General features: G+C 63.2%; 14 protein-coding genes and 3 tRNA genes. 6 read left to right on the forward strand and 11 right to left on the reverse strand.

Going from position 1 to position 21,100, the window contains the following annotated elements; translation table 11 throughout:
• The first annotated feature begins 181 nt into the window (after window positions 1-181).
• Window positions 182-1,396, forward strand: a complete 1,215-nt coding sequence (csdA, locus tag PVE98_RS15680) for a cysteine desulfurase CsdA (RefSeq protein ID WP_096072643.1) — start codon at window positions 182-184, stop codon at window positions 1,394-1,396.
• On the forward strand, window positions 1,393-1,842 hold the full coding sequence (gene csdE, locus PVE98_RS15685; RefSeq protein WP_033752828.1) for a cysteine desulfurase sulfur acceptor subunit CsdE: 450 nt from the start codon (window positions 1,393-1,395) through the stop codon (window positions 1,840-1,842). The genes csdA and csdE overlap by 4 nt, the downstream gene beginning before the upstream one ends.
• Window positions 1,843-1,846: 4 nt before the next feature.
• On the opposite strand, the gene tcdA is transcribed toward csdE, so the two are convergent.
• Window positions 1,847-2,650: a tRNA cyclic N6-threonylcarbamoyladenosine(37) synthase TcdA gene (tcdA, locus tag PVE98_RS15690; protein ID WP_333620578.1), complete on the reverse strand. Its 804-nt coding sequence runs from the start codon at window positions 2,648-2,650 to the stop codon at window positions 1,847-1,849.
• A 45-nt stretch (window positions 2,651-2,695) separates the two neighbouring features.
• The gene (gene mltA / locus PVE98_RS15695) at window positions 2,696-3,847 is read right to left on the reverse strand and encodes a murein transglycosylase A (protein WP_033752830.1); all 1,152 of its coding nucleotides are present in this window, start codon (window positions 3,845-3,847) and stop codon (window positions 2,696-2,698) included.
• A gap of 206 nt (window positions 3,848-4,053) precedes the next feature.
• Here mltA and PVE98_RS15700 point away from each other — a divergent pair.
• The 3 genes from PVE98_RS15700 (at window position 4,054) to PVE98_RS15710 (ending at window position 4,385) form a co-directional block, all read left to right on the forward strand.
• Window positions 4,054-4,130, forward strand: a tRNA-Met gene (locus PVE98_RS15700).
• A 51-nt stretch (window positions 4,131-4,181) separates the two neighbouring features.
• A tRNA-Met gene (locus tag PVE98_RS15705) sits at window positions 4,182-4,258 on the forward strand.
• Window positions 4,259-4,308: 50 nt separating this feature from the next.
• A tRNA-Met gene (locus PVE98_RS15710) sits at window positions 4,309-4,385 on the forward strand.
• An 82-nt stretch (window positions 4,386-4,467) separates the two neighbouring features.
• On the opposite strand, the gene amiC is transcribed toward PVE98_RS15710, so the two are convergent.
• Window positions 4,468-5,706 carry an N-acetylmuramoyl-L-alanine amidase AmiC gene (gene amiC / locus PVE98_RS15715; RefSeq protein ID WP_048781348.1) on the reverse strand — a complete coding sequence of 413 codons (1,239 nt, stop codon included), beginning with the start codon at window positions 5,704-5,706 and terminating at the stop codon, window positions 4,468-4,470.
• Window positions 5,707-5,937: 231 nt separating this feature from the next.
• Between amiC and argA the strand changes: the two genes are divergently transcribed.
• Window positions 5,938-7,266 carry an amino-acid N-acetyltransferase gene (argA, locus tag PVE98_RS15720; protein ID WP_033752832.1) on the forward strand — a complete coding sequence of 443 codons (1,329 nt, stop codon included), beginning with the start codon at window positions 5,938-5,940 and terminating at the stop codon, window positions 7,264-7,266.
• 255 nt (window positions 7,267-7,521) lie between these two features.
• Here argA and recD read toward each other — a convergent pair whose 3' ends face one another.
• The 8 genes from recD to PVE98_RS15760 form a co-directional block, all read right to left on the reverse strand.
• The gene (gene recD / locus PVE98_RS15725; RefSeq protein WP_333620579.1) at window positions 7,522-9,363 is read right to left on the reverse strand and encodes an exodeoxyribonuclease V subunit alpha; all 1,842 of its coding nucleotides are present in this window, start codon (window positions 9,361-9,363) and stop codon (window positions 7,522-7,524) included.
• Entirely contained in the window at window positions 9,360-12,896 is a 3,537-nt protein-coding gene (gene recB, locus PVE98_RS15730) for an exodeoxyribonuclease V subunit beta (RefSeq protein ID WP_096072639.1), read from the reverse strand. The genes recD and recB overlap by 4 nt, the downstream gene beginning before the upstream one ends.
• On the reverse strand, window positions 12,893-15,784 hold the full coding sequence (gene ptrA / locus PVE98_RS15735; RefSeq protein WP_096072638.1) for a pitrilysin: 2,892 nt from the start codon (window positions 15,782-15,784) through the stop codon (window positions 12,893-12,895). Before ptrA ends, recB begins: the two co-directional genes overlap by 4 nt.
• A gap of 117 nt (window positions 15,785-15,901) precedes the next feature.
• On the reverse strand, window positions 15,902-19,279 hold the full coding sequence (gene recC / locus PVE98_RS15740; protein WP_096072637.1) for an exodeoxyribonuclease V subunit gamma: 3,378 nt from the start codon (window positions 19,277-19,279) through the stop codon (window positions 15,902-15,904).
• Window positions 19,280-19,381: 102 nt separating this feature from the next.
• Window positions 19,382-19,543 carry a hypothetical protein gene (locus tag PVE98_RS15745; protein WP_407568598.1) on the reverse strand — a complete coding sequence of 54 codons (162 nt, stop codon included), beginning with the start codon at window positions 19,541-19,543 and terminating at the stop codon, window positions 19,382-19,384.
• Window positions 19,544-19,667: 124 nt separating this feature from the next.
• Window positions 19,668-20,066 (reverse strand): DUF2509 family protein, encoded by a 399-nt coding sequence (locus PVE98_RS15750; RefSeq protein WP_033752837.1) that lies wholly within the window; start codon window positions 20,064-20,066, stop codon window positions 19,668-19,670.
• Entirely contained in the window at window positions 20,063-20,596 is a 534-nt protein-coding gene (locus tag PVE98_RS15755; protein WP_033752838.1) for a prepilin peptidase-dependent protein, read from the reverse strand. The genes PVE98_RS15750 and PVE98_RS15755 overlap by 4 nt, the downstream gene beginning before the upstream one ends.
• Window positions 20,587-21,057, reverse strand: coding sequence for a prepilin peptidase-dependent protein (locus PVE98_RS15760; RefSeq protein WP_033752839.1), 471 nt, complete (start codon window positions 21,055-21,057; stop codon window positions 20,587-20,589). The genes PVE98_RS15755 and PVE98_RS15760 overlap by 10 nt, the downstream gene beginning before the upstream one ends.
• Window positions 21,058-21,100 lie beyond the last annotated feature (43 nt).

Here is a 21,100-nt window from a genome sequence, read left to right on the forward strand (position 1 = left end):
AGATGATTGCATCAAACCGCCCGCGTTGGCTAACCTTAGTCAAATCGACTAAAGAAGGTTGCTCCTTGTGCGGGTTTTGGTTTAAACCTTGCATTAATCAGCATAACGCGCTTTTACAGCTTTGCCAGGAGAGAGCCAGGCTTTTGATCTGGCCCTGTTTATTTGTATGACGAGACAAAGCATGACCGCATTCAATCCCACCGCCTTCCGCCAGCAGTTTCCCGCGCTGAGCGTCGCCGGTGTTTATCTCGACAGCGCCGCCACGACGCTCAAGCCTCAGGTGGTGATTGATACCACGCAACAGTTTTACAGCCTGAGCGGCGGCACCGTGCATCGCAGCCAGTATGGCGCGGCGCGTCAGCTTACCGAACGTTATGAACAGGCACGGCATCAGGTGGCGCGCCTGCTGAATGCGGCGCACGGCCACCAGATCGTCTGGACGCGCGGCACCACGGAGGCGATCAATCTGGTCGCCAACGGCTGGCTATTGCCGCGGCTGAAGGCCGGCGACGAGATCCTGGTGAGCGAGGCGGAGCATCACGCCAATCTGGTGCCCTGGCTGATGGCGGCGCAGGCGCGCGGCGCGAAGGTGGTGAAATGGCCTGTCGGCGCCGATCGCCTGCCGGATATCGCGCTGCTGCCGTCGCTGCTTAACGCGCGCACCCGGCTGCTGGCGATCGGCCAGATGTCCAACGTCACCGGCGGCTGTCCCGATCTGGCGCAGGCGATCGCGCTGGCGCACGGCGTCGGCGCGAAAGTGATGGTTGACGGCGCGCAGGGCGTGGCGCACTGCCCAACCGACGTGCAGGCGCTGGATATCGACTTCTACGCCTTCTCCGCCCATAAAGTCTACGGCCCGACCGGCATCGGCGCGCTCTATGGCAAAGCCGAGCTGCTGGAAGAGATGTCGCCGTGGCAAGGCGGCGGTAAGATGCTGACCCACGTCGATTTTAACGGTTTCACGCCGCAGCCCGCGCCCTGGCGCTTCGAGGCCGGCACGCCGAACGTGGCGGGCGTAGTGGGACTGAGCGCCGCGCTAAGCTGGTTTGAGCAGCACGACCGGTTGAAAGCGGAGATGTGGAGCCAGCAGCTTGCCAGCCTGGCTGAAGAGCAGTTGGGCGAGTTTCCCGGTTTTCGCAGCTACCGCGCGGGCCGGACGAGCGTGCTGGCGTTTGATTTCGCGGGCGTGCACCACAGCGACATCGTCACGCTGCTGGCGGAACAGGGCATTGCGCTGCGCGCCGGCCAGCACTGCGCGCAGCCGCTAATGGCAGCGCTGGGCGTGAGCGGCACGCTGCGCGTCTCTTTCGCGCCCTATAATAATTTACAGGATGTCGACGCGCTGACGCGCGCCGTCTACACCGCGCTCGATCTGCTCTCTGAGGAGGAAGCATGAGTCAGGCTCTGACTGGCCCGCACCCGTTTGGCGATCTGATTACCCTGGACGGCCTGAAAGAGAAGTTTGCCCATTTTCAGCAGTGGGAGGATCGCTATCGCCAGCTGATCCAGCTCAGCCGTCAGCTGCCTGCTCTGCCGGAGGCGCTGAAAACGGCCGATATCGAGCTGACCGGCTGCGAAAACCGCGTCTGGCTCGGCAGCCAGCTGCGCCACGACGGCACGCTGCATTTCTACGGCGACAGCGAAGGCCGCATCGTGCGTGGTCTGCTGGCGGTGCTGCTGACCGCCGTGGAGGGAAAAACGCCGCAGGCGCTGCTGGCGGACGATCCGCTGCAGCTGTTTGACGAACTGGGGCTGCGCGCCCAGCTCAGCGCCTCGCGCAGCAGCGGACTGAAAGCGCTGGCGGAGGCGGTACATCAGGCCGCACGCGCGGCGCGCGCCTGAGGTTCTACGCCGCCTGACGCGCCGCGCGCGCCAGAAACTTCTTCAGCGCATGGGAAACGGCGACAAAGCCGAAGGTGGCGGTCACCATGGTGGCCGCGCCGAATCCCGCTTCGCAATCCATTCTTTTCGGCCCTTCAGCGGTGCTACGCGCGGCGCAGACGCTGCCGTCCGGCTGCGGATACATCAGCGCTTCGGTCGAGAAGACGCAGTCGACGCCCAGCTTGCCTTTGCTGTTTTTCACCACACCGAGCGCCTTCAGCCGCTCGCGCAGCTTGGCCGCCAGCGGATCCTGAATCGTCTTCGCCAGATCGGCCACCCGGATCTGAGTCGGATCGATCTGGCCGCCCGCGCCGCCGGTGGTGATCAGCGGGATCTTGTTGCGGCGGCACCAGGCGATCAGCGCCGCCTTCGGACGCACGCTGTCGATGGCGTCAATCACGTAGTCGTAGCCCGCCGCCATCAGCTCGGCGGTGTTGTCCGGCGTGATGAAGTCGTCGATGCAGATCACCTCGCAGTCGGGATTGATGGCGCGCAGCCGCTCAGCCATCACCTCGGTTTTCGCCTTGCCGACGTTGCCGTTCAGCGCGTGGATCTGCCGATTGGTATTGGTGATGCAGACATCGTCCATATCGATCAGGGTAATTTTGCCGATGCCGGTGCGCACCAGCGCTTCCGCCGCCCAGGAGCCGACGCCGCCGATGCCGATCACGCAGAAGTGCGCCGCGGCGAAACGCGACAGCGCATCCTGCCCATAAAGACGTGCCGTGCCGCCAAAACGCTGACGCCAGGCGTCGTTAACCACACTCATAATTAACCTTGTCGCCTCGTGCGGGCCGCGCGGCCCGCCGAGAAATCAGTTTGAACCCAGTAACAGAGAGCCATTATCGCCGTTTTGCGGGTTGCTGAACAGCGGCTGTCCGGCGCCCGGCGCAGCCTTCAGCACCCAGACGCGGCCGTAATGGTTATAGAAGCCCGCCAGGTGCGCCGCGTCGGGCCCAATGCCCTGATAGATGTCAAAGTGCTGGCCCTTGATGGCCCCGCCGACGTCCAGCGCCACCATCAGGCGCATCTCATACTTACCGTTGAACTTGCCTTTTTCGTTGAGCTGCGGCACTTCCGCCAGCAGCGCGGTTCCCGCCGGGATCAGCGAACGGTCCGACGCCACAGAGGCCTTCGCCACCAGCGGCACCGCGCTGGCGCCGCGCACCGGGGTATAAGGTTCCGGCTTGAAGAAGACAAACGACGGGTTGGTTTCCAGCAGCGCGCGCACCTCCTGCTCAGAGTGCGACGCCGCCCAGTCGCGAATCGCCTGCATCGACATATCCTCGCGCTTCACCTCGCCGCGATCGATCAGCTCTTTGCCGATGCTGTGATAGGCCCAGCCATTTTTGCCGCCGTAGCCGAAGAAGGTCATCGGACGGCCGTCGCCGTAGTCGACGTAGCCGCTGCCCTGCACGTCCATAATAAAGTTATCGATCAGCGAATTGCTCCAGCCGATAACGTAGCGTTCGTCCAGCGCGCCGCTATAGATAGAGGCGCGGCTCGGCAGCTTCGCGCCGCGCTTGCGCGGCGGCATGCGGTAGATGGGGTACTGGAATTCGCCCTGACGCGTATAGCGCGCCTGCACCACCGGCGTGTAGTAGCCGGTAAACTGCACGTTGCCGTAGTTGTCGGTGCCTTCCATCTGAAAGGCGTTCAGGCCGAACTGGCGCAGCTGACGCGTATCGGCGCCTGCCATCAGCCAGCTTTCAATCGCGCTGTAGGTGCCAGTGTGGCGTCCATACAGGGCGGAAGAGGCGGACTGGATCTGCCGCACCTGCTCGCCGAAGTCTCTGCCGTTCACCGGTCGGCCTTTGGCATTAGGCTGGTTAACCAGCGCCAGCGGCTGTTCCAGCTTGCCGTCTTTATATTGCTGCCCGCGATCGGTCGGCTTCGAGCTACAACCCGCCAGCAGCGCAAACATTGCACCAGTAAGTGCGTACTTCGCCCAGTGTCCTTTATTCATCGCCGTCTCTTTTATTCATCAGTGTTCGCCCCGCGACGATAGCAAAGCGTCTGGCAGATTGAAATCCGCCTGCCCCTTCCGCGCGCGCGGCTGTGTGATAATTAGCCAGATGGAGAAAATATTCAGCAAACAATCCCTAATTTGACGCTTCGCGCTAAAAAGGGGTTGCATCATCAGCTCCAGGAGGTATAGTGCGCATCCACGGACGCGGGATGGAGCAGCCTGGTAGCTCGTCGGGCTCATAACCCGAAGGTCGTCGGTTCAAATCCGGCTCCCGCAACCAACTCTTCTTTTGAAGAGACAATGTGAAAAAAGACGCAATGCGCACTACGGACGCGGGATGGAGCAGCCTGGTAGCTCGTCGGGCTCATAACCCGAAGGTCGTCGGTTCAAATCCGGCTCCCGCAACCAACTCTTCTTTTGAAGAGACAATGTGAAAAAGACGCAATGCGCACTACGGACGCGGGATGGAGCAGCCTGGTAGCTCGTCGGGCTCATAACCCGAAGGTCGTCGGTTCAAATCCGGCTCCCGCAACCAACATTTAAGCACCTGAAAGGGTGCTTTTTTGTTTTTGTGCCGTGTGAAACCGGGACGGCCTGCGCCATCCCTTCTCCTCGCTTTAGCGTCGCGCCCCGCCCTTGTCGAAGTAAGCCTTTATGCCATGGAAAATTGCCTCCGCCACCTGCTGCTGATAGCGGCTGGTGCGTAGCTTGCGCTCCTCCTCAACGTTGCTGATAAAGGCGGTTTCCACCAGAATCGATGGAATATCCGGCGCCTTCAGCACCGCGAAGCCCGCCTGATCGACGGTGCGTTTATGCAGATGGTTGATGCGCCCCATACGATGCAGCACCTCTTTGCCGAACGCCAGGCTATCGTGAATGGTCTGGCGCTGCACCATATCCAGCATGGTGTGATCGAGATAGCGATCGCCGCTCTTGCTGACCCCGCCGATAAGATCCGATTCGTTCTGCGTTTGCGCCAGGAAACGCGCCGCCGCCGAAGTGGCGCCTTTGGTGGAGAGCGCGAACACCGAGGAGCCGCGCGCGCTGCGGCTGGTAAAGGCGTCGGCGTGTATCGAGACAAAGAGATCGGCGCGCTGCTTGCGCGCTTTCGCCACCCGAACCCGCAGCGGAATAAACACATCCTCGTTGCGCGTCATATAGGCCTTCATATTCGGCTCTTTGTCGATCAGCGCCTTGAGCCGTCGCCCCATCTTCAGCACGATATCTTTTTCACGCGTTTTGTATTTGCCGTGCGCGCCGGGATCTTCGCCGCCGTGCCCTGGATCGATCATCACGATCATCGGCCGATCGCGCCCCGCCTTGCCGGGCAGCGGCGCGCTCGCCGGCTCGTTACGCTCCAGATCGCCCTTGTTGTAATCCTTGAGCAGCGCCAGCAGCGGATCGTCTTCAGCGCTCTCCTGGCTCGGATAGAGATCCACCACCAGCCGGTGTTTGATGCCGGCCACCGGCGCCAGGGTAAAGGTTTTCGGCGCGACGTTGCGCTTCAGCTCCAGCACGATGCGCACGGTATTGGCGTCGAACTGTCCGACCCGCGCGTTTTTAATAAAGGGATCGTTGACGCGCACCAGCTTGTCGACACCCTTCAGCACCGGATTAAGATGCATATTCTCGATATCGATAACCAGCCGATCCGGATGCGAAAGCGCGAACTGCTTATAGTGAAGCGGCACGCTGGACTCCAGCGTCATGCGCGAATAGGTCGAAGATGGCCAGATGCGTACCGCGACGATATGGTTTTTTGCCGCCAGGCCTGTGCGGCTGACGCTCAGCAGCAATAATGCGCCGGTTCCCTGCAGGAGCCTTCTACGGGAAATTAGGGGATTTGATTCTGACATGCCGCTCCAGCTGCTCTGTTCTGTCTAAAAAAGCGCCACTTTAATAAACGGCGCTGAAAACTTTAGCCCATCCCTTTGGCGAAGTCATCCAGGAAAAGCTAAATAATGCAGGCTCTTAGCAGCGAGCGCACCCGAAAAAACGTAAATTTACGTCAGGTTTAACGCTTGCAAATAGCGCCCTAAAAGAATAAAAATACAAAAATTACGAATAATCATTCATTGAGGTTTGCCGTGAAGGAACGTAGTACTGAGCTGGTTCAGGGTTTTCGCCACACCGTTCCCTATATCAATGCCCACCGGGACAAGACCTTTGTCATCATGCTGGGCGGCGAAGCGATTGAGCATGAGAACTTCTCCAGCATCGTTAACGATATCGGCCTGCTGCACAGTCTCGGCATTCGCCTGGTGGTGGTCTATGGCGCGCGTCCGCAGATCGACGCCAGCCTGGCGGCGAACCAGCTGGAGCCGGTTTACCACAAATATACCCGCGTGACTGACGCGCAGTCGCTGGAGCTGGTGAAGCAGGCGGCGGGACGGCTGCAGCTCGACATCACGGCGCGACTCTCAATGAGCCTGAACAACACGCCGCTGCAGGGCGCGCATATCAACGTGGTCAGCGGCAACTTTATTATCGCGCAGCCGCTGGGCGTGGACGACGGCGTCGATTATTGCCACAGCGGACGCATTCGCCGCATTGACGAAGAGGCGATTCATCGGCAGCTGGATAACGATGCGATTGTGCTGCTCGGTCCGGTGGCGGTCTCCGTGACCGGCGAGAGTTTTAATCTGACGTCGGAAGAGGTCGCCACCCAGCTGGCGATTAAGCTGAAGGCGGAGAAGATGATCGGCTTCTGCTCCGAGCAGGGCGTAACCCGCCGCGACGGCACCATTATCTCTGAGCTGTTCCCGAACGACGCGCAGGCGCGCATCGACGAGATGGAGAGCGACGGCGACTACCTTTCCGGCACGGTGCGCTTCCTGCGCGGCGCGGTGAAGGCCTGCCGCAGCGGCGTGCGCCGCAGCCATCTGATTAGCTACCAGGAAGATGGCGCGCTGTTGCAGGAGCTCTTCTCGCGCGACGGTATCGGCACGCAGATTGTGATGGAGTCGAGCGAGCAGATCCGCCGCGCCACCATTAACGACATCGGCGGTATCCTGGAGCTTATTCGCCCGCTGGAGCAGCAGGGCATTCTGGTGCGTCGCTCGCGCGAGCAGCTGGAGATGGAGATCGACAAGTTCACCATTATTATTCGCGACAATCTGACCATCGCCTGCGCGGCGCTCTACCCGTTTATGGATGAGAAAATCGGCGAGATGGCCTGCGTAGCGGTGCATCCCGACTATCGCAGCTCGTCGCGCGGCGAGATGCTGCTGCAGCGCGTCGCGCTTCAGGCGCGGCAGATGGGGCTGGAGAAGCTGTTCGTGCTGACCACGCGCAGCATTCACTGGTTTCAGGAGCGCGGCTTTACGCCGGTGGATATCGAGTCGCTGCCGGAGAGCAAAAAGCAGATGTATAACTACCAGCGGCGCTCAAAGGTGCTGATGGCGGACCTGACCTGATTGAAAGCCGTTCCAGGCTAAATAACCGAGTAGGCGCAGGCAACAGGGGCTGCTCCACAAAGTCGCTCAAGGCATCCATGCTCGCTCGGCCCGCACACATACGCACCTCGTCCCTGAGGTGCGCCCGTAAACGGGCCAGCGCTTTGCGCTGTTCAAAAACGCTCCCGGCGTTTTTGTCCCTGTCGCGGGACGCTTTGTTCCGCAGCCCCAGTAGCCTGCGCAGTGACGTACCGAGCCGTTTGCGGCTGAAACCGGTTAGCTCACCAGACTTAGCCTTTCCACCAGCCCGCTGCGGCGTTGAGTTTGCAGCTGTACCGCGCGCTGAAACACCGCGGGTTCGCTGTAGAGCGTCAGCCGCTTGCGCGCGCGGGTAATGGCGGTATAGACCAGCTCGCGCGTCAGCACCGGCGAGAACTGCGCCGGCATTACCAGCGCGGTATGCTCGAACTCCGATCCCTGCGACTTATGCACCGTCATCGCCCAGGCGGTATCGTGCGGCGGCAGACGACTCGGCTGCACCGCCTTCACCGACCCGTCCGGCAGCGGGAAAAAGACCTTCAGCTGGTTTTCCGCATCGCGCAGGGTAATGCCGATATCGCCGTTGAACAGCCCCAGCGCGCTGTCGTTGCGCGTCACCATCACCGGCCGTCCCGCATACCAGCGGCTGCCGATCGCCGGCCGCCGGATGCGCTGTAGCTGCACCAGGCGCTGCTCGATGCGCTGGTTCAGCCCTTGCACGCCGAACGGCCCGTCGCGCAGGGCGCAAAGCAGCTGATAGTGGCTGAAGGCCAGCAGAATCTCCTCCACCGGCGCGCGCGCCTGCACTAGCTTCAGGAAAGGCCGGTAGCCTTCCGCGACGGCGTCGAGCATCGTCTGATAGGCCTCGCCGCTCTGCAGCGCCTGAAAATCGATATCCTCAAAGGCGGCGTTAATCACCGACTCGACGGCGCGCGCGTCGCCGAGATTGACCGCCCGCGCCAGCTGGCCGATGCCCGACGTCGCATCAAAGCGGTAGCTTTTGCGCAGCAGACAGATGCTGTCGCGCACGTCGGGCGCGCCCGCGTCATCCGCGCCGTCGAGAGCGCACTGGGTCAATGCCGCGAGCTGCTGCGCGCGCGACAGGCTGTAGCCCGTTTCCGCGCAGCGGCAGATATCGCCCAGCACCGCGCCCGCTTCTACCGACGCCAGCTGATCGCGATCGCCGAGGAAAATCACGCGCGCATGGTCGGGCAGCGCGGCGATAAGCTTCGCCATCATCGTAAGATCGACCATCGAGGCCTCGTCCACCACCAGCACGTCGAGATGAAGCCGGTTGGCGGCGTGATAGCGCAGCCGCTGCGTATCGGGCTGCGCGCCCAGCAGACGGTGCAGCGTCGTCGCTTCGCTGGGAAAACGCGCCCGCTCTTCGTCGCTGACCGACAGCGCCTGCAGCGCCTGACCGAGGGATTCAGTGAGGCGCGCCGCCGCTTTGCCGGTCGGCGCCGCCAGCTGGATACGCAGATTGCTGCGGCTGAGGCGGATCAACGCCGCCAGCAGCTTCGCCACGGTGGTGGTTTTTCCGGTGCCGGGGCCGCCGGAAATCACGGCGGTTTTGCGCGTCAGCGCCACGGCGGCGGCGATTTTTTGCCAGTCGTCGGGCCGATCGCCGAACAGCGCGCTCAGCACGTTCTGCGCGGCGGCGACATCCATCTCCGCCATCTCCGCCTGCCGGGTGAAAAAGTGCGCCACCCGACCTTCGCTTTGCCACAGACGATGCAGATAGAGCCGCTCATGATTGAGCACCAGCGGCGTGGCGATGCCGCCGTCGCTCAGCGCAGGCCAGCCGGCGAGCGCCGTTTTCCAGCACGACGGCGCGCCCGCTGCGCGCCATAGCGCCTGCGCCAGTTCGGGATGGCGTCCGGCGAACAGCGTCTCGGGGGTCAGGTGCGCCAGCGGCAGGCAGACGTGACCATCGCCCGCTTCGGCGCTGACGCAGGCGGCCGCCAGCAGCCATGCCGGCTGCGAGGCGTCGGCCAGCAGCCGCGCGAACTGAAGATCGAGCGACCGCAGCAGACGTTTCTCTACCGCCTGATCGAGCAATGACACTATTTCCGTCATACTTCCTCCTCTTTCGGGCGACGAAACAGCGCGTCCAGTCCGGCGACGAAAGAGGCCGACGGACGCGCGGTAAAGATGCCGTTTTGCGGCGAACTGCCATCGACGCCGCGTAAAAACAGATAAAACACGCCGCCAAAGTGGCGCTGATAATCGTAATCGGGCAGGCGATGCTGCAGATAGCGATGCAGCGCCAGCGTGTAGAGCTGGTACTGCAAATCGTAGCGGTGATCCACCATCGCCTGCGCCATCGCCTCCGGGGTATAGGCCGCTTCGCTGTCGCCAAGCCAGTTGGATTTGTAATCCAGCAGATAATATTGACCGTTCCAGCGAAACACCAGATCGATAAAGCCCTTCAGCATGCCCTGCACCTGGTGGAACTCCAGCTTCGGCGCGCGCGCCGACAGCGTATCGTGCTGGCGCATCAGCGCATCCAGCTCCGAAGCGTTCAGCATGCGCTCCAGCGGCAGATAAAAAGCCATCTCCACCAGCCGGTCCTGGTTTTGCAGCGCGCCCAGCGTCAGGCCGTCGCGATTAAGCGGCGTGTGCAGCACGCGCGCGATCCAGGCTTCCAGCACCGGCAGCCAGTGCGGCGGATAGCCGTTCTGCTCCAGCTGCGTTTCCAGCAGCGTCCTGTCCGGCGGCCGGGTAAAATCGATCGATTCAAACAGGCCGTGCAGAAAGGTGCCCGGCGCGGCGCCGCGCGGAAAGTGATGCGGCGTCAGGGCGCTCTCCGCCTCGCCGCCCTCTTCGCCCGCGGCGTCGATATCGAACGTGGGCATCGCCTCCAGCAGCGGCGAACTGCTGTGCTGCTGAAGCCCGGAATAGCTGGTAACGCGCCAGGCGTCGCGCAGGTCGCGCGTCACCTGACGACTGCTGAGCGCATCGTCGGGCTGCGCCTGTTCGCGCCAGTTTTCGCCGGGGATCAGATCGTCGCGCAGCACCTCGGTGTCCGCATCCGCCAGCGTCGCCAGGCAGGCGCGCAGGCGGTCGGCGTCGCCGCTTTCGCCCTGCTGCACCAGATAGCCCAGCGCGCTCTTGTGCAGATCGCTGTCGCCCTCTTTTTTGCGCGCGCCCTTAAACAGCGGCGCAATGCCGACGCTGCAGTGAAACACCGAGCGGGTTAAGGCGACGTAAAGCAGGCGCAGATCTTCCGCCAGACGCTCCTGCTCGGCCAGCGCCAGACTCTCTTCATCGCCCTGCACGTCGAGCAGCGTCGCGAAGCTCTCCCGATCGTGATAGAGCGCGCTGGCCGCCTCGCGAAAGCCGGCGGCGAAAGGCAGCCACACCAGCGGATACTGCAAGCCTTTGGATTTGTGGATAGTGACAATCTGCACCAGGTGGCGATCGCTCTCGAGCCGCAGCTGCTGCTCCGCCGCCTGGCTATTGGGCCGGGCGATCTGCTGCGCGAGAAAGCGCACCAGCGCATGCGGGCTGTCGAGGTGGGTCGACGCCTCCTGCAACAGCTCGCCCAGATGCATCAGGTCAGTGAGCCTGCGCTCGCCGTTCTCCGAGGCGAGCATATTTTCCGCCAGCTGCCGCTGATTCATGACGTCGCGCAGCATCGGCAGCACGCCGCGCTGGTGCCAGAGCTGCTGCCAGCCGGCGAACTGCTCGACCAGCGCATCCCACTCGCGCTCGTTCTGGCTTAGCGTATCCAGCGAGGCGGCGTCAATGGCGAAGATGGAGGTGGCCAGCGCGCTGCGCAGCAGCCGCTCCTGCTCCGGCGCCTGCACCGCCTGCAGCAGCCACAGCAGCTCGCGCGCTTCGGGCGTGGTGTAGACGCTGTCGCGGTTAGAGAGATAGACCGATGGAATCGACAGCCCGTTCAGCGCGTCGCGGATCAGCCCCGCCTCATTGCGGCTGCGCACCAGCACGGTGATATCGGACGCCTGCACCGGCCGCAGATTATCGCCTTTGCCCAGCAGCGCGCGCCCCTGCTGGCCAGCGACCAGCCAGCGGCTGATATCGGCGGCGCACTGCTGCGCCATAAACTGCTGATAGTCGCTGACGCCGACGCCGTCGCCGGGCTGCAGCCAGAAGCGCAGCGCCGGCTGCGGCTGCGCATCTTTCACCAGCGTTAGCTGCTGATTCGGCGCGGCGGGATGAACCGGCAGAAACGGAATCGCCTCGAAGAGAAACGGCGAATCCATGCGGGCGAAAAGACGGTTCACGCTCTGCACCATGCCCGGTGACGATCGCCAGTTGGTATCGAGCGTATAGTGCGCGGCGACCTCGCTGCGGGCGCGTAAATAGGTAAAGATATCCGCGCCGCGAAAGGCGTAGATCGCCTGTTTGGGGTCGCCGATCAGCAGCAGCGCCAGCTCGGGCTGGTTCAGATAGAGCGTGCGGAAAATCCGATACTGCTGCGGATCGGTATCCTGAAATTCGTCAATCAGCGCCACCGGATAGCGGGCGCGAATGGTGTCGGCCAGCAGCGCGCCGCCCGGCTGCTGCAGCGCCTCGTCGAGACGACTCAGCAGATCGTCGAAGCCGAGCAGCGCGCGCAGGCGCTTCTCTCTACGCACCGCGTCGCGCACTTCCACCAGCGCGCGGGCGATAACCAGATCGCGCAGCGACAGCGGCTCGGCGAGAAACGCCTCTACCGCCTGGAACAGCGGATGCTGCGGCGGCTCGCCTTTTTTGGTCTTCTCTACCAGCACGCGCTGGGCGAAACGCTCCAGCTCTTTCGGGAAGAGATAGTCGGTTGTTTCGCTGTTGGCCCACTGGGTGATTTTCGCCACCCAGAGCGGCAGATATTTGCTGCTGTAGCTGCGCTTATCCACGCCGGACTGGCTGACGATGCCTTCGACTTCGTCGCTTACCGCCTGCCACTGGCGCTTCATCTCGCTGATGCGCGCCAGGTTGGCGGCGTGGCGCGTCGCCAGGGTTTCATCGTCGGTCGGCGGCCGTTTCAGCCGCGGCGATTCGCCCTGCAGCCAGGGCCGCAGCGTCGTCAGCAAACTCTCTGGTCCGTTCCACTCGGCGACGATGGCGCGCGCCACATCCAGCGTCAGCGGATAGCAGTGGCGTCGCCAGAAATCCGCGGTCGCCTGCTTAAACAGCGCCGCCTCGTCCTCTATCAGCTCCTGCTCGAACAGCATGCCGGACTCGAAGGCGTTCAGGTTAAGCATGCGCTGGCAGAAGCCGTGAATGGTGAAGATCGCCGCTTCGTCCATCTGACGCTCCGCCGCCAGCAGCAGCGAAGCGGCCTGCGAGAGATCGTCAATCTGCTCCAGCAGAAGCGCCAGCATCGGATTGCCGCTCGCGCCGCGCACGCAGGCCAGGCGCAGCTCGTGGATATTTTCGCGGATGCGCCCGCGCAGTTCGGCGGTGGCGGCCTCGGTAAAGGTCACCACCAGTATTTCTTCCACCGACAGCGGACGGCTGTAGCTGTTTTCGCCGCCCAACCCTAACAGCAGGCGCAGATAGAGCACGCCGATGGTAAAGGTTTTGCCGGTGCCCGCCGAAGCCTCGATCAGACGCTCGCCGCGCAGCGGCAGCGTCAACGGATTCAGCGATTCAGGGTAACTCATTGCGTCTCACTCTTAACCGGTAGCGACTGCTGCAGTTTCGCCACCTCATTCCAGGTTTTCCAGCCGGGCAGCTGGGCAAAAGCCGCTTTATCCGCGCTGTTGCCAGCAATCTGCGACGTCATCACCATGCCCTCTTTCTGCAGTACGGCGCGATGGAAGAAGTCTGCCAGCGCGTCCGGCGTCAGCTGCTGGATCTGCGCGATGACCTTCTGCCGCGTATCGAAGGCGTAGTTCTGGCGATCGAAGTCGCGACTATAGCGCGACGCCTCTTCGTCAAGGGTCTGCGGCCGCTGCTTCAGCTGGTTGATCATCGCCTGCTGATACTGCGCGAAGTCCTCCTGCGGCATGGCGCGCAGCCGTTTCTCCGCCTGCGGATAGAAGGCCTGATAGCGCTGCAGCAGATAGGCGGGCTGCTTGCTGTTGCTCTGCAGCAGGAAGCCGATGCCCCACTGACGGCCGATCGGCATCTGGAAAGCGAACACCGCATAGCCCAGCTGCTCTTCGGTGCGCAGCTGGTTGTAGAACCAGGGCTGCACGATCTGGCTCAGCATCGAACTGTTCGCCATGCCCTGATATTCGTCGTAGCCGAGCGGCACGTAGAGCGCCGCCAGCGCCGAATCGGTGCTGCTGCCCGCTTTCTGCAGGTTGGCTTTTACCGGCTTAGCGAAAGAGACGTAGTTGCTGCGCCAGAGCTGCGTGCCCTGCGTCTGCATCTGCTGCTTCAGCTCGCGGCCAAGCTGGGTCACGCTTTCGGCGCTGAGGTTGCCCACCGCCAGCAGTTCAGGCGTCGCATGATGGATCAGATTGTCGCGATACGCCACTACCTCGTCGAGAGCGATCGCCTTTACCAGCGCGCGGCGCGTCTCGCGCTGCGTATAGGGGAGCTGCGACAGCATCTGCATCGGCTGGATCGCCAGTTCGAACGCCTTGCCCTTGTCCGCCGCGTCCAGCTGATCGAGATACCAGGATTTCGCCTGCTCCAGCTGCTGCGGCGTAGGCTGGAAGGTGGCATAGCCTTCCACCAGTTTTTTCAGCAGCGTCGGCAGCCGCTGGGTAAAGCCGCTGGCGCTGAAGACCAGCCCGTCGTTTTCGCTGGTGGAGAAGCTGATGCCGCCGACCGACGCCTGCGAGTTAAGCTCATCCAGCGCCAGGCTGGAGAGATAGTCGTTGAGGCCGAACAGCACCTGCTGACGCGCATCGCTGATGGCGTGCTGGTTGCGCAGCGCCAGCGTCACCGAGGCTTTCGGCTCGCTGGCGTAAAAACGGCTCGGCATCCAGTAGATCGGCATGCCGAAGTCGTTGGGCAGCGCGACCGGATGGCTGTAGCTTTTGCCATCCTGCGGGATCAGGGTGAAATCGTCAGGAATATAGGGATTCAGCGTCGGCATCGAGAGCTGGATCTGGCTGGCGCGCTGGCGCCAGTCGGCGAAGGTCTGGTCGCTGATGCGATCGACCTGATAGGGCGCGTTGACGAAGTAGGCCTCTTTGTTGTGCGGCTCCTGCGAGCTGATATACCAGATACGCGCATGCTGCGGCGTCATCTCGTCGAGGCGCGCTTTAATGGCGGCGGCATCATAGTCGTCGGCCAGGTATGGCGCGTCCAGCATATGCTCTACCGGCACGCGCAGCATGGTGTCCGCCAGCCACTCGATGTAATCCATATCGCGCGTCAGCGAGGGATAGCGAAAATCGAGCGCCAGCACGTGCGAGACTTCGTCAAAGTAGCGTTTGTCGATGCCCTGCTCGCGCAGCATGGCGATGTAGCTGAAAATGGCCGCCACCACCTCGTCGCGCTGCGCCAGCCCTTTGTCGGTGAGCGAGGCGGTAATGGCGAAGACGCCGCTGCTGCGCTCGCTCATCGGATCGGCGCCGGCATTGACGCCGTCCGCCAGCCCCCTCTTTTGCAGCCAGTCGGCCAGGGTGTTTTTGCTGCGGTTGCCGATCAGGTAGCCGATCAGCGTATCGGTCTTGCTGCGGAAGCGATCGCTGTTATTGGCGATGCGGAACTCAATCTTCAGCTGCTTGCGCGGCTGCGCCGGAACGTAGTGGATCACGATGCCCTGCTGCGCCTCGGTCACCACAGGCACGTCGATAGCGGGAACCGTCGCGTCGTGATTCGCGATGCGGCCAAAGGTGTTGGCGGCGATCTGCGCCATCTCCGGCAGCGGTTTATTGCTGTAGAGCACCGCCTTCATCAGGTTGGCGGAGTAGTGGGTATGGTAGAACGTCGACAGCGCGTCGAGCAGCTTGCTGTCCGGCTTATCCTTTAGCGTGTCGAGGTTGCCGCCGGAGAAGCGCGAGCCGGGATGCGCCGGATTAAGCGTCTCCGCGCCGACCTGGGCCATACGCAGACCGTCGCGCGAGCGCGCCATCGTCAGCTCGGCGTTGACGGCGTTGCGTTCGCGATCGGCGTTGACCGGATCGAGCAGCGGCGCGGCCAGCGCGTCCGCCATACGATCCACCGCCGGCTCCAGCGCATCGTTTTCCACCTCAAGGTAGAAGGCGGTGCGGTAGGAAGCGGTGCTGGCGTTGTGGCTGCCGCCATGCTTTTTCAGGAACTCCGCCAGATTGTCCGGCTGTGGATAACGCTGCGATCCCATCAGCACCATATGCTCGAGAAAGTGCGCCAGCCCGAGCTGTTGATCCGGGTCGTCCAGCGAACCGATAGGCAGCGTAAGCGCCGCCAGCGACTTCGGCGCCTGCGCGTCGGAAACCAGCAGCACGGTCAGGCCGTTATCGAGCCTGATGGCCTGATACTGGCGCGTATCTTTTTCGCTTTTGCGAATGGTTTCATTGACCGGCGTCCAGCCCGTCGCGGCTTGCGCCAGCGCGGCGCAGGCCGCCAGGCTCAACATCAGCGCCGCTATCCAGCGAGCGTATCTACGCATGTAAACCCCTTCTGTTACCCTTGAAACTGCGCTGCCAGGCAGGCGCAGCCGAAAATGGTGCAAACTGACATACCTTGTTATCGGGCGTCGACGCGTCAGAGCTCGTCGCGCCGCTTGCTATTCATCATCCAGGTGAGCCTGCAACACCGGCAGATACCAGCGCTGCGCAGCCTCGGTGATTTGCGCTATCTGCGCCTCGTTCAATACGCGACAGAGCCGCTGCAGGTAGGGATCGCCGCCCTCGCCTTCCTGCTGATAGCCGCCCGTCCAGGCCTGCAGCAGGCGATTGCGCGCTTTGACCTGGGTCGCTTCATCCAGCAGCAGCTGCTGCGTTTTTTTGTCGTAACTTGCCGTCAGCCAGGCGCCGCCGCTCTTGTTGAGCAGCAGCAGCGGTTGCGACATGCCTTGCTGATAGCCCTGCATATAGCGCGTCAGCATCGCCTCCGCCTCCGGCTGCGCCACCGCCGCAAAGCGCCAGCGGCTGTTTTCTCTGCCCATCATGCGGCTTTCCCCGTCGCCGCCCAGCGCGCAGTAGATAAGGTGCTCCAGCCAGAGCAGCAGGCCGTCGTTCATGTTCAGCACCCCTGGACGCCAGCGCAGCAGGCCGTCACGCTGGACCTGCGTCAGCCAGCCGGTCAGCGTGACGCCGCCGAGCGGCAGAGTGACTTCCCAGCTGTCGCCTTCGCTGCGCTGCTCGATGACCGCCGCCGCCACCTCTTGCATCTCCTCCTGCTGCGCCTGCCAGAACAGCTCGCCGAACGCGCCGTAAGGCAGGTTGCCTGCCGCGCGATGCAGAGCGTAAAGACGCTGCGTATCTTCGCCCTCCACCAGCGCGTTCAGCAGCTCGGCGTTGATCTGGTAGCGCTCCAGGCTGTCGAGCGCGAAAGGCTCGTTGTCCGACAGCTCCGTCTCTTCCAGCCAGAAGGCGACGCCGAGCCGCTGATGAAACCAGGCGCGCACCGGATGCCGCCAGAAGCGCAGGAACTGCTCGCAGGAGACCGATTCCATCTCCGCCAGCGGCAGCGGCTGCACAAAGTCGGGCTGCGCCTCGCCTTTTCCCTGCGCGGCGGGCAGCCATTCGCGCGCAAAGCTGTGGCAGCGCGACTGCGGGTGAAAATTCTCGGCGGCGAACGGCATGCGGCTGTGAAGATGCTGAATATGGCGCTGTACGCGCTGCGCGCTCTCGTCCAGCTCCTTCGCTTCGTCGCCAGGCAGACAGAAGCTCTGGCCGATGTAATCCAGCAGCTCTGTGACCAGCACCGAGGGATAGCGTTCCGTATTATCCTGAATGGCGCGGCCGATATAGCTGATATAGAGCCGATCCTGCGCAGAAAGCAGCGCCTCGAGAAACAGATAGCGGTCGTCGTCGCGTCGGCTGCGATCGCCTTTGCGCGTCTGCTGCTGCATCAGGTCGAAGCCCGGCGCCGGCAGCGTGCGGGGATAAACGCCGTCGTTCATGCCGAGCAGGCAGACCACGCGGAAGGGAATCGAACGCATCGGCATCAGCGTGCAGAAGTTAATCTGACCGGCGAGAAAGCGCTGGCTGATACGCTGCTGATCGAGACGCGCGCGCAGATCGTCGCGCAGCAGCGTCACCGGAATAGCCGCCTCATAACGCGCCGCCTGGCCATATTCGATCAGCTGTTTCCACTGCTCTTCAACCAGTAGCAGCGCGGCTTCCGCTTCGGCGTCACCGTGGAAGAAGTCGTTGATCATTTCCCGACAAAGCGGCAGCCAGCCTTCCAGCGGACGGGATTCGCTGAGCCGCGCGCGCCAGTGGTTCAGCCGCATCAGCAGCTCCGCCAGGTGGCCAGCCAGCTCGCCGACCAGGCCGCTCGACTCGTCGTAGGGCAGAATGCCCTGCCAGTCGCCGTGATGGCTCTCCATCGCATAGCCCAGCAGCATGCGCTCCAGGCCGAAGCGCCAGGTGTGCTGGCCGGTGACCGGCAGCGCCAGGGCTTCGGCGCTGTCGTCGTCCAGTCCCCAGCGCACGCCCGACTCGTCTACCCAGCGGCGCAGCAGGCGCAGGCCGCTCTCATCCACCGAAAATCGGTTCGCCAGCGCCGGCACCTCCAGAAGCGCCAGCACATCTTCCGCCGCAAAGCGACTGTCCGGCAGCGCCAGCAGGCTGAGAAAGGCGAATATCGCCGGATGCGCCTGGCTGGCGCGGCGATCGGAGATAGAGAAGGGCAGATAGCGATCGGCGGGCGCGTTAGCGAAGACCGCCTGAATAAAGGGAGCGTAGCTGTCGATATCGGCCACCATCACGATAACATCGCGCGGTTTAAGACCGGGATCCGCCTCCATCATCGCCAGCAAATGATCCTGCAAGACTTCCACTTCGCGCTGGGCGCTGTGGCAGATCTGCACGCTAATCGATCGATCGTCGGGATCGAGCAGACGCTTGCTGCCGCTCCAGGCGAGCTCTTCCGCGTTTAGCCCCAGCACCGCGTTATCCTGCAGATGCAGCAGGTCGTGCTGCATGGCGTGCAGCAGGTTGTCTTCCTCGACCTCGACGAAGGCGTCGACGTCATCTGCCTCGTCCATCTGACTCAGCAGAAAAAGATTGTCGCGGCCCAGCTTGCCCCAGGAGGCCAGCAGCGGGTTGCTGAGCTGCTGTTCCCCTTCGGCGTTGAAGCGCGCCGGCGCGTCGAGCGGATCGCTGAAGAGATCGCGCGCCTCTTCGCTGTCGAGGCGACGACGCTGGCGGCTCTGCAGCTTCGCCAGGAAGGCGTAGTCCTGAATATCGCCCCAGTAATCGCGGCAGGGATTAGTAAACAGCAGATGAATATCGATATGGCGGCCCAGCGCCTGCAGCGCCTGGAGATAGACCGGCGGCAAGGCGGAGATGCCGCAGATAAAGACGCGCTTCGGCAGACTGGGCGGCGCATGCTCGGCTCGCTCCAGCGTCTGAATAAAGCGCGCGTAGAGATTGGCGCGGTGCCATTTCGGCTGACCCAGCGCCTCGGTGTAGGCCACCAGGTCGCGCCACAGCGCCGACTGCCACAGCTGCGCATCGCCCAGTCCTTCCACCAGCTCGCCCTGCTCCCAGCGATTCAGCCAGTCGGCGCGATAGACCAGATACTGGTCGAAGAGATCGGCGACGCGTGAGCAGAGCTGGAACAGCTTGCGCTTGTCGCTGTCGTCGTGCAGATAGTGGCGCAGCGAAACAAAGGCCTCTTCGGTCAGCAGGGTCGGCAGGCGATGCATCAGCTTCCAGCTCATGCTGGCTTTAGTAAAGGCGCTTTCGGCGGGAATATCCGGCAGTACGCGCACGAACATATCCCAGATAAAGGAGGCGGGAAGCGGGAAGTCGATATTGGCGGCGATGCCGAAGGTGTGCGCCAGCTCCATCTGCAGCCACTGCGCCATGCCGGGACTCTGCACCAGCACGGTTTCAGCGGCGAAGGGATCGCTAAGGGGATCATGTTCTATCACCGCTGCCGCGAGAATCTTCAGAACATCGAGCTGGTTTGAGTGATAAACGTGAAACATGAAAACTCCTGTGGTGACACTGTCTGGCGCGGCAAAGCGGCAGACTGGTCACTCTACCGCGTATCGCCGGGGTTGCCCATAGCATGGGGGCGCTTTTGCCTCTCAGCAACGTAAACGCGTCAGCATGGCGTGCGCCTCGTAAGGTCCACTAACCTCGGCGCGCTCCAGCGTGCAGGTCGAGACGGCGCCGCTGCGTTGCAGCGAAGTACGCCAGCCCGCGACCTCGTGGCCTATCAGACGCTGAGCGGCGACGCGCGCCGCCACGCGCTGCTGCCACTGCTGGTTGAAGCCCTGCGTCAGAGCGCGATGATACTGCAGCAGCGCGCTGACGCTCGTCGCCAGCAGCAGCAGCGCGAACAGCGCTTCCGGCAGGCTGAACCCGTGCTGCCTACAGGCAGAGCGTTGCCGCGGCCAGCGGGCAGTAGTCGATCCAGCCGTGCGGCAGCGGCCTGATCCGGCTCCCTTCCCTCGCCACCCAGCGCCGCAGCGCCAGTTCGCTCGCCGCCGCGCGGCCTGTAAGTAACGCTCGCTCATCGTTTACCTTCTGCAAACAGCTTTGCCAGCCCTGCTCCGGCGCCTGCTGACAGCCCTGCGGCGTCGTCCAGCTCAGCGTCAGCCCCCACTGCAGCGCCGACTGCGCCGCCCAGAAATCGCGATAGTGCTGCCGCTCGTCGGCCACCAGTGACATGCTCTGCTCCAGCCGTTCCCGGCTGGCGTGCAGCGTCAGGCTGCCTGCCAGCAGGATCGTCAGCACCATGCCCAGCGCGCTGTTGCCTTGTTGATTCACAGATTTTCGCCCTCTATCCAGCTTTCCAGCGTTTCCAGCCAGCGACCGGCGCGACCGGCCAGCCGCAGCTTAATCAGCGCGCCCGCGCGTTCGACGCTGAACTGCTCAATAGTGAGAAAGGCGGGATCGGTCAGCCGTTCCCAGCCGGTGCCGCCGCAGCCGTCCACGCCGCGTTGAGTTTCCAGCTGCTTTTGCCGCAGCCGAAAGCCGTAGTAATCGCTTTCGCTGTGGCTCACGCCTTCCCATCTTCCGTTGCTGTTGTCGTCCCAGCGCAGCAGCAGGCAGCCGGTGGAAAGGCTGAGCGCCGTCCCGCTGCACTCGCCGTTGCAGTAGCCGGCGCGGCGCACCGCTTTTTCCAGCGTCTGCATCAGCTGCTGCAGATCTTCCCGTAGCTGAACGCGTTGCTGCAGGCGCAGACTCTCTCCGATCAGCAGCGGTAAAAAGCGTCCCGCGCTCAGCATCAGCACGGCGCTAACGGCCATCGCCACCAGCATCTCCAGCAGGCTGAATCCCGCCATCTTCAGTCGCATCCCTGCTCCTCCGGCTGGCAGAGACGAATGCGCGCGCGCGCTGAGATAATCAGCCGCAGCCTGCCGCTGGCGTTGCCGAACTCCAGGCTGCCCGCCTTCGCCATGTTGCGGCGGCCGTAAAAGCCCGGCTCGCCGCGCAGCGCAGTCAGGCTAACGCCGGGATAAGGCGCGACGAACCGCAGCCGCCCGCCGCGCGCGCAGCGGCCCTCGGGTTTCGGGCCGCTGCCCAGACAGCCGCGCTCGCCCGGTATCAGCCAGAGCGCGCGATCCTGGTTCTGCCAGTTGGCCTGGGCGCGCAGACGCTGTAAAAAGCCCTGCAGCTGTTGCGCGGTCTCGCGCAGCTGCTGTCGCTGCTGCCAACGCTGCCAGCCCTGCAGCGCGCCGAGGCTGAGGATGCCGACGATAACCAGCACGAACAGCAGTTCCGGCAGCGTAAAACCCTGGTCTGTTCTCTTTTTCATGGCGCTACTCTGCCGCGCCACGCGTGCCGTCGCCAGCGGTGCT

This window comes from Pantoea sp. GABEPS69 (genome assembly GCF_045780835.1).
GTDB classification, from domain to species: domain Bacteria; phylum Pseudomonadota; class Gammaproteobacteria; order Enterobacterales; family Enterobacteriaceae; genus Pantoea; species Pantoea septica.

Coding starts and splice junctions, on each gene's coding strand:
- csdA (WP_096072643.1), top strand. CDS start 182: ATGACCGCATTCAATCCCACCGCCTTCCGCCAGCAGTTTCCCGCGCTG.
- csdE (WP_033752828.1), top strand. CDS start 1,393: ATGAGTCAGGCTCTGACTGGCCCGCACCCGTTTGGCGATCTGATTACC.
- tcdA (WP_333620578.1), bottom strand. CDS start 2,650: ATGAGTGTGGTTAACGACGCCTGGCGTCAGCGTTTTGGCGGCACGGCA.
- mltA (WP_033752830.1), bottom strand. CDS start 3,847: ATGAATAAAGGACACTGGGCGAAGTACGCACTTACTGGTGCAATGTTT.
- amiC (WP_048781348.1), bottom strand. CDS start 5,706: ATGTCAGAATCAAATCCCCTAATTTCCCGTAGAAGGCTCCTGCAGGGA.
- recD (WP_333620579.1), bottom strand. CDS start 9,363: ATGACGGAAATAGTGTCATTGCTCGATCAGGCGGTAGAGAAACGTCTG.
- recB (WP_096072639.1), bottom strand. CDS start 12,896: ATGAGTTACCCTGAATCGCTGAATCCGTTGACGCTGCCGCTGCGCGGC.
- ptrA (WP_096072638.1), bottom strand. CDS start 15,784: ATGCGTAGATACGCTCGCTGGATAGCGGCGCTGATGTTGAGCCTGGCG.
- recC (WP_096072637.1), bottom strand. CDS start 19,279: ATGTTTCACGTTTATCACTCAAACCAGCTCGATGTTCTGAAGATTCTC.
- PVE98_RS15755 (WP_033752838.1), bottom strand. CDS start 20,596: ATGCGACTGAAGATGGCGGGATTCAGCCTGCTGGAGATGCTGGTGGCG.
- PVE98_RS15760 (WP_033752839.1), bottom strand. CDS start 21,057: ATGAAAAAGAGAACAGACCAGGGTTTTACGCTGCCGGAACTGCTGTTC.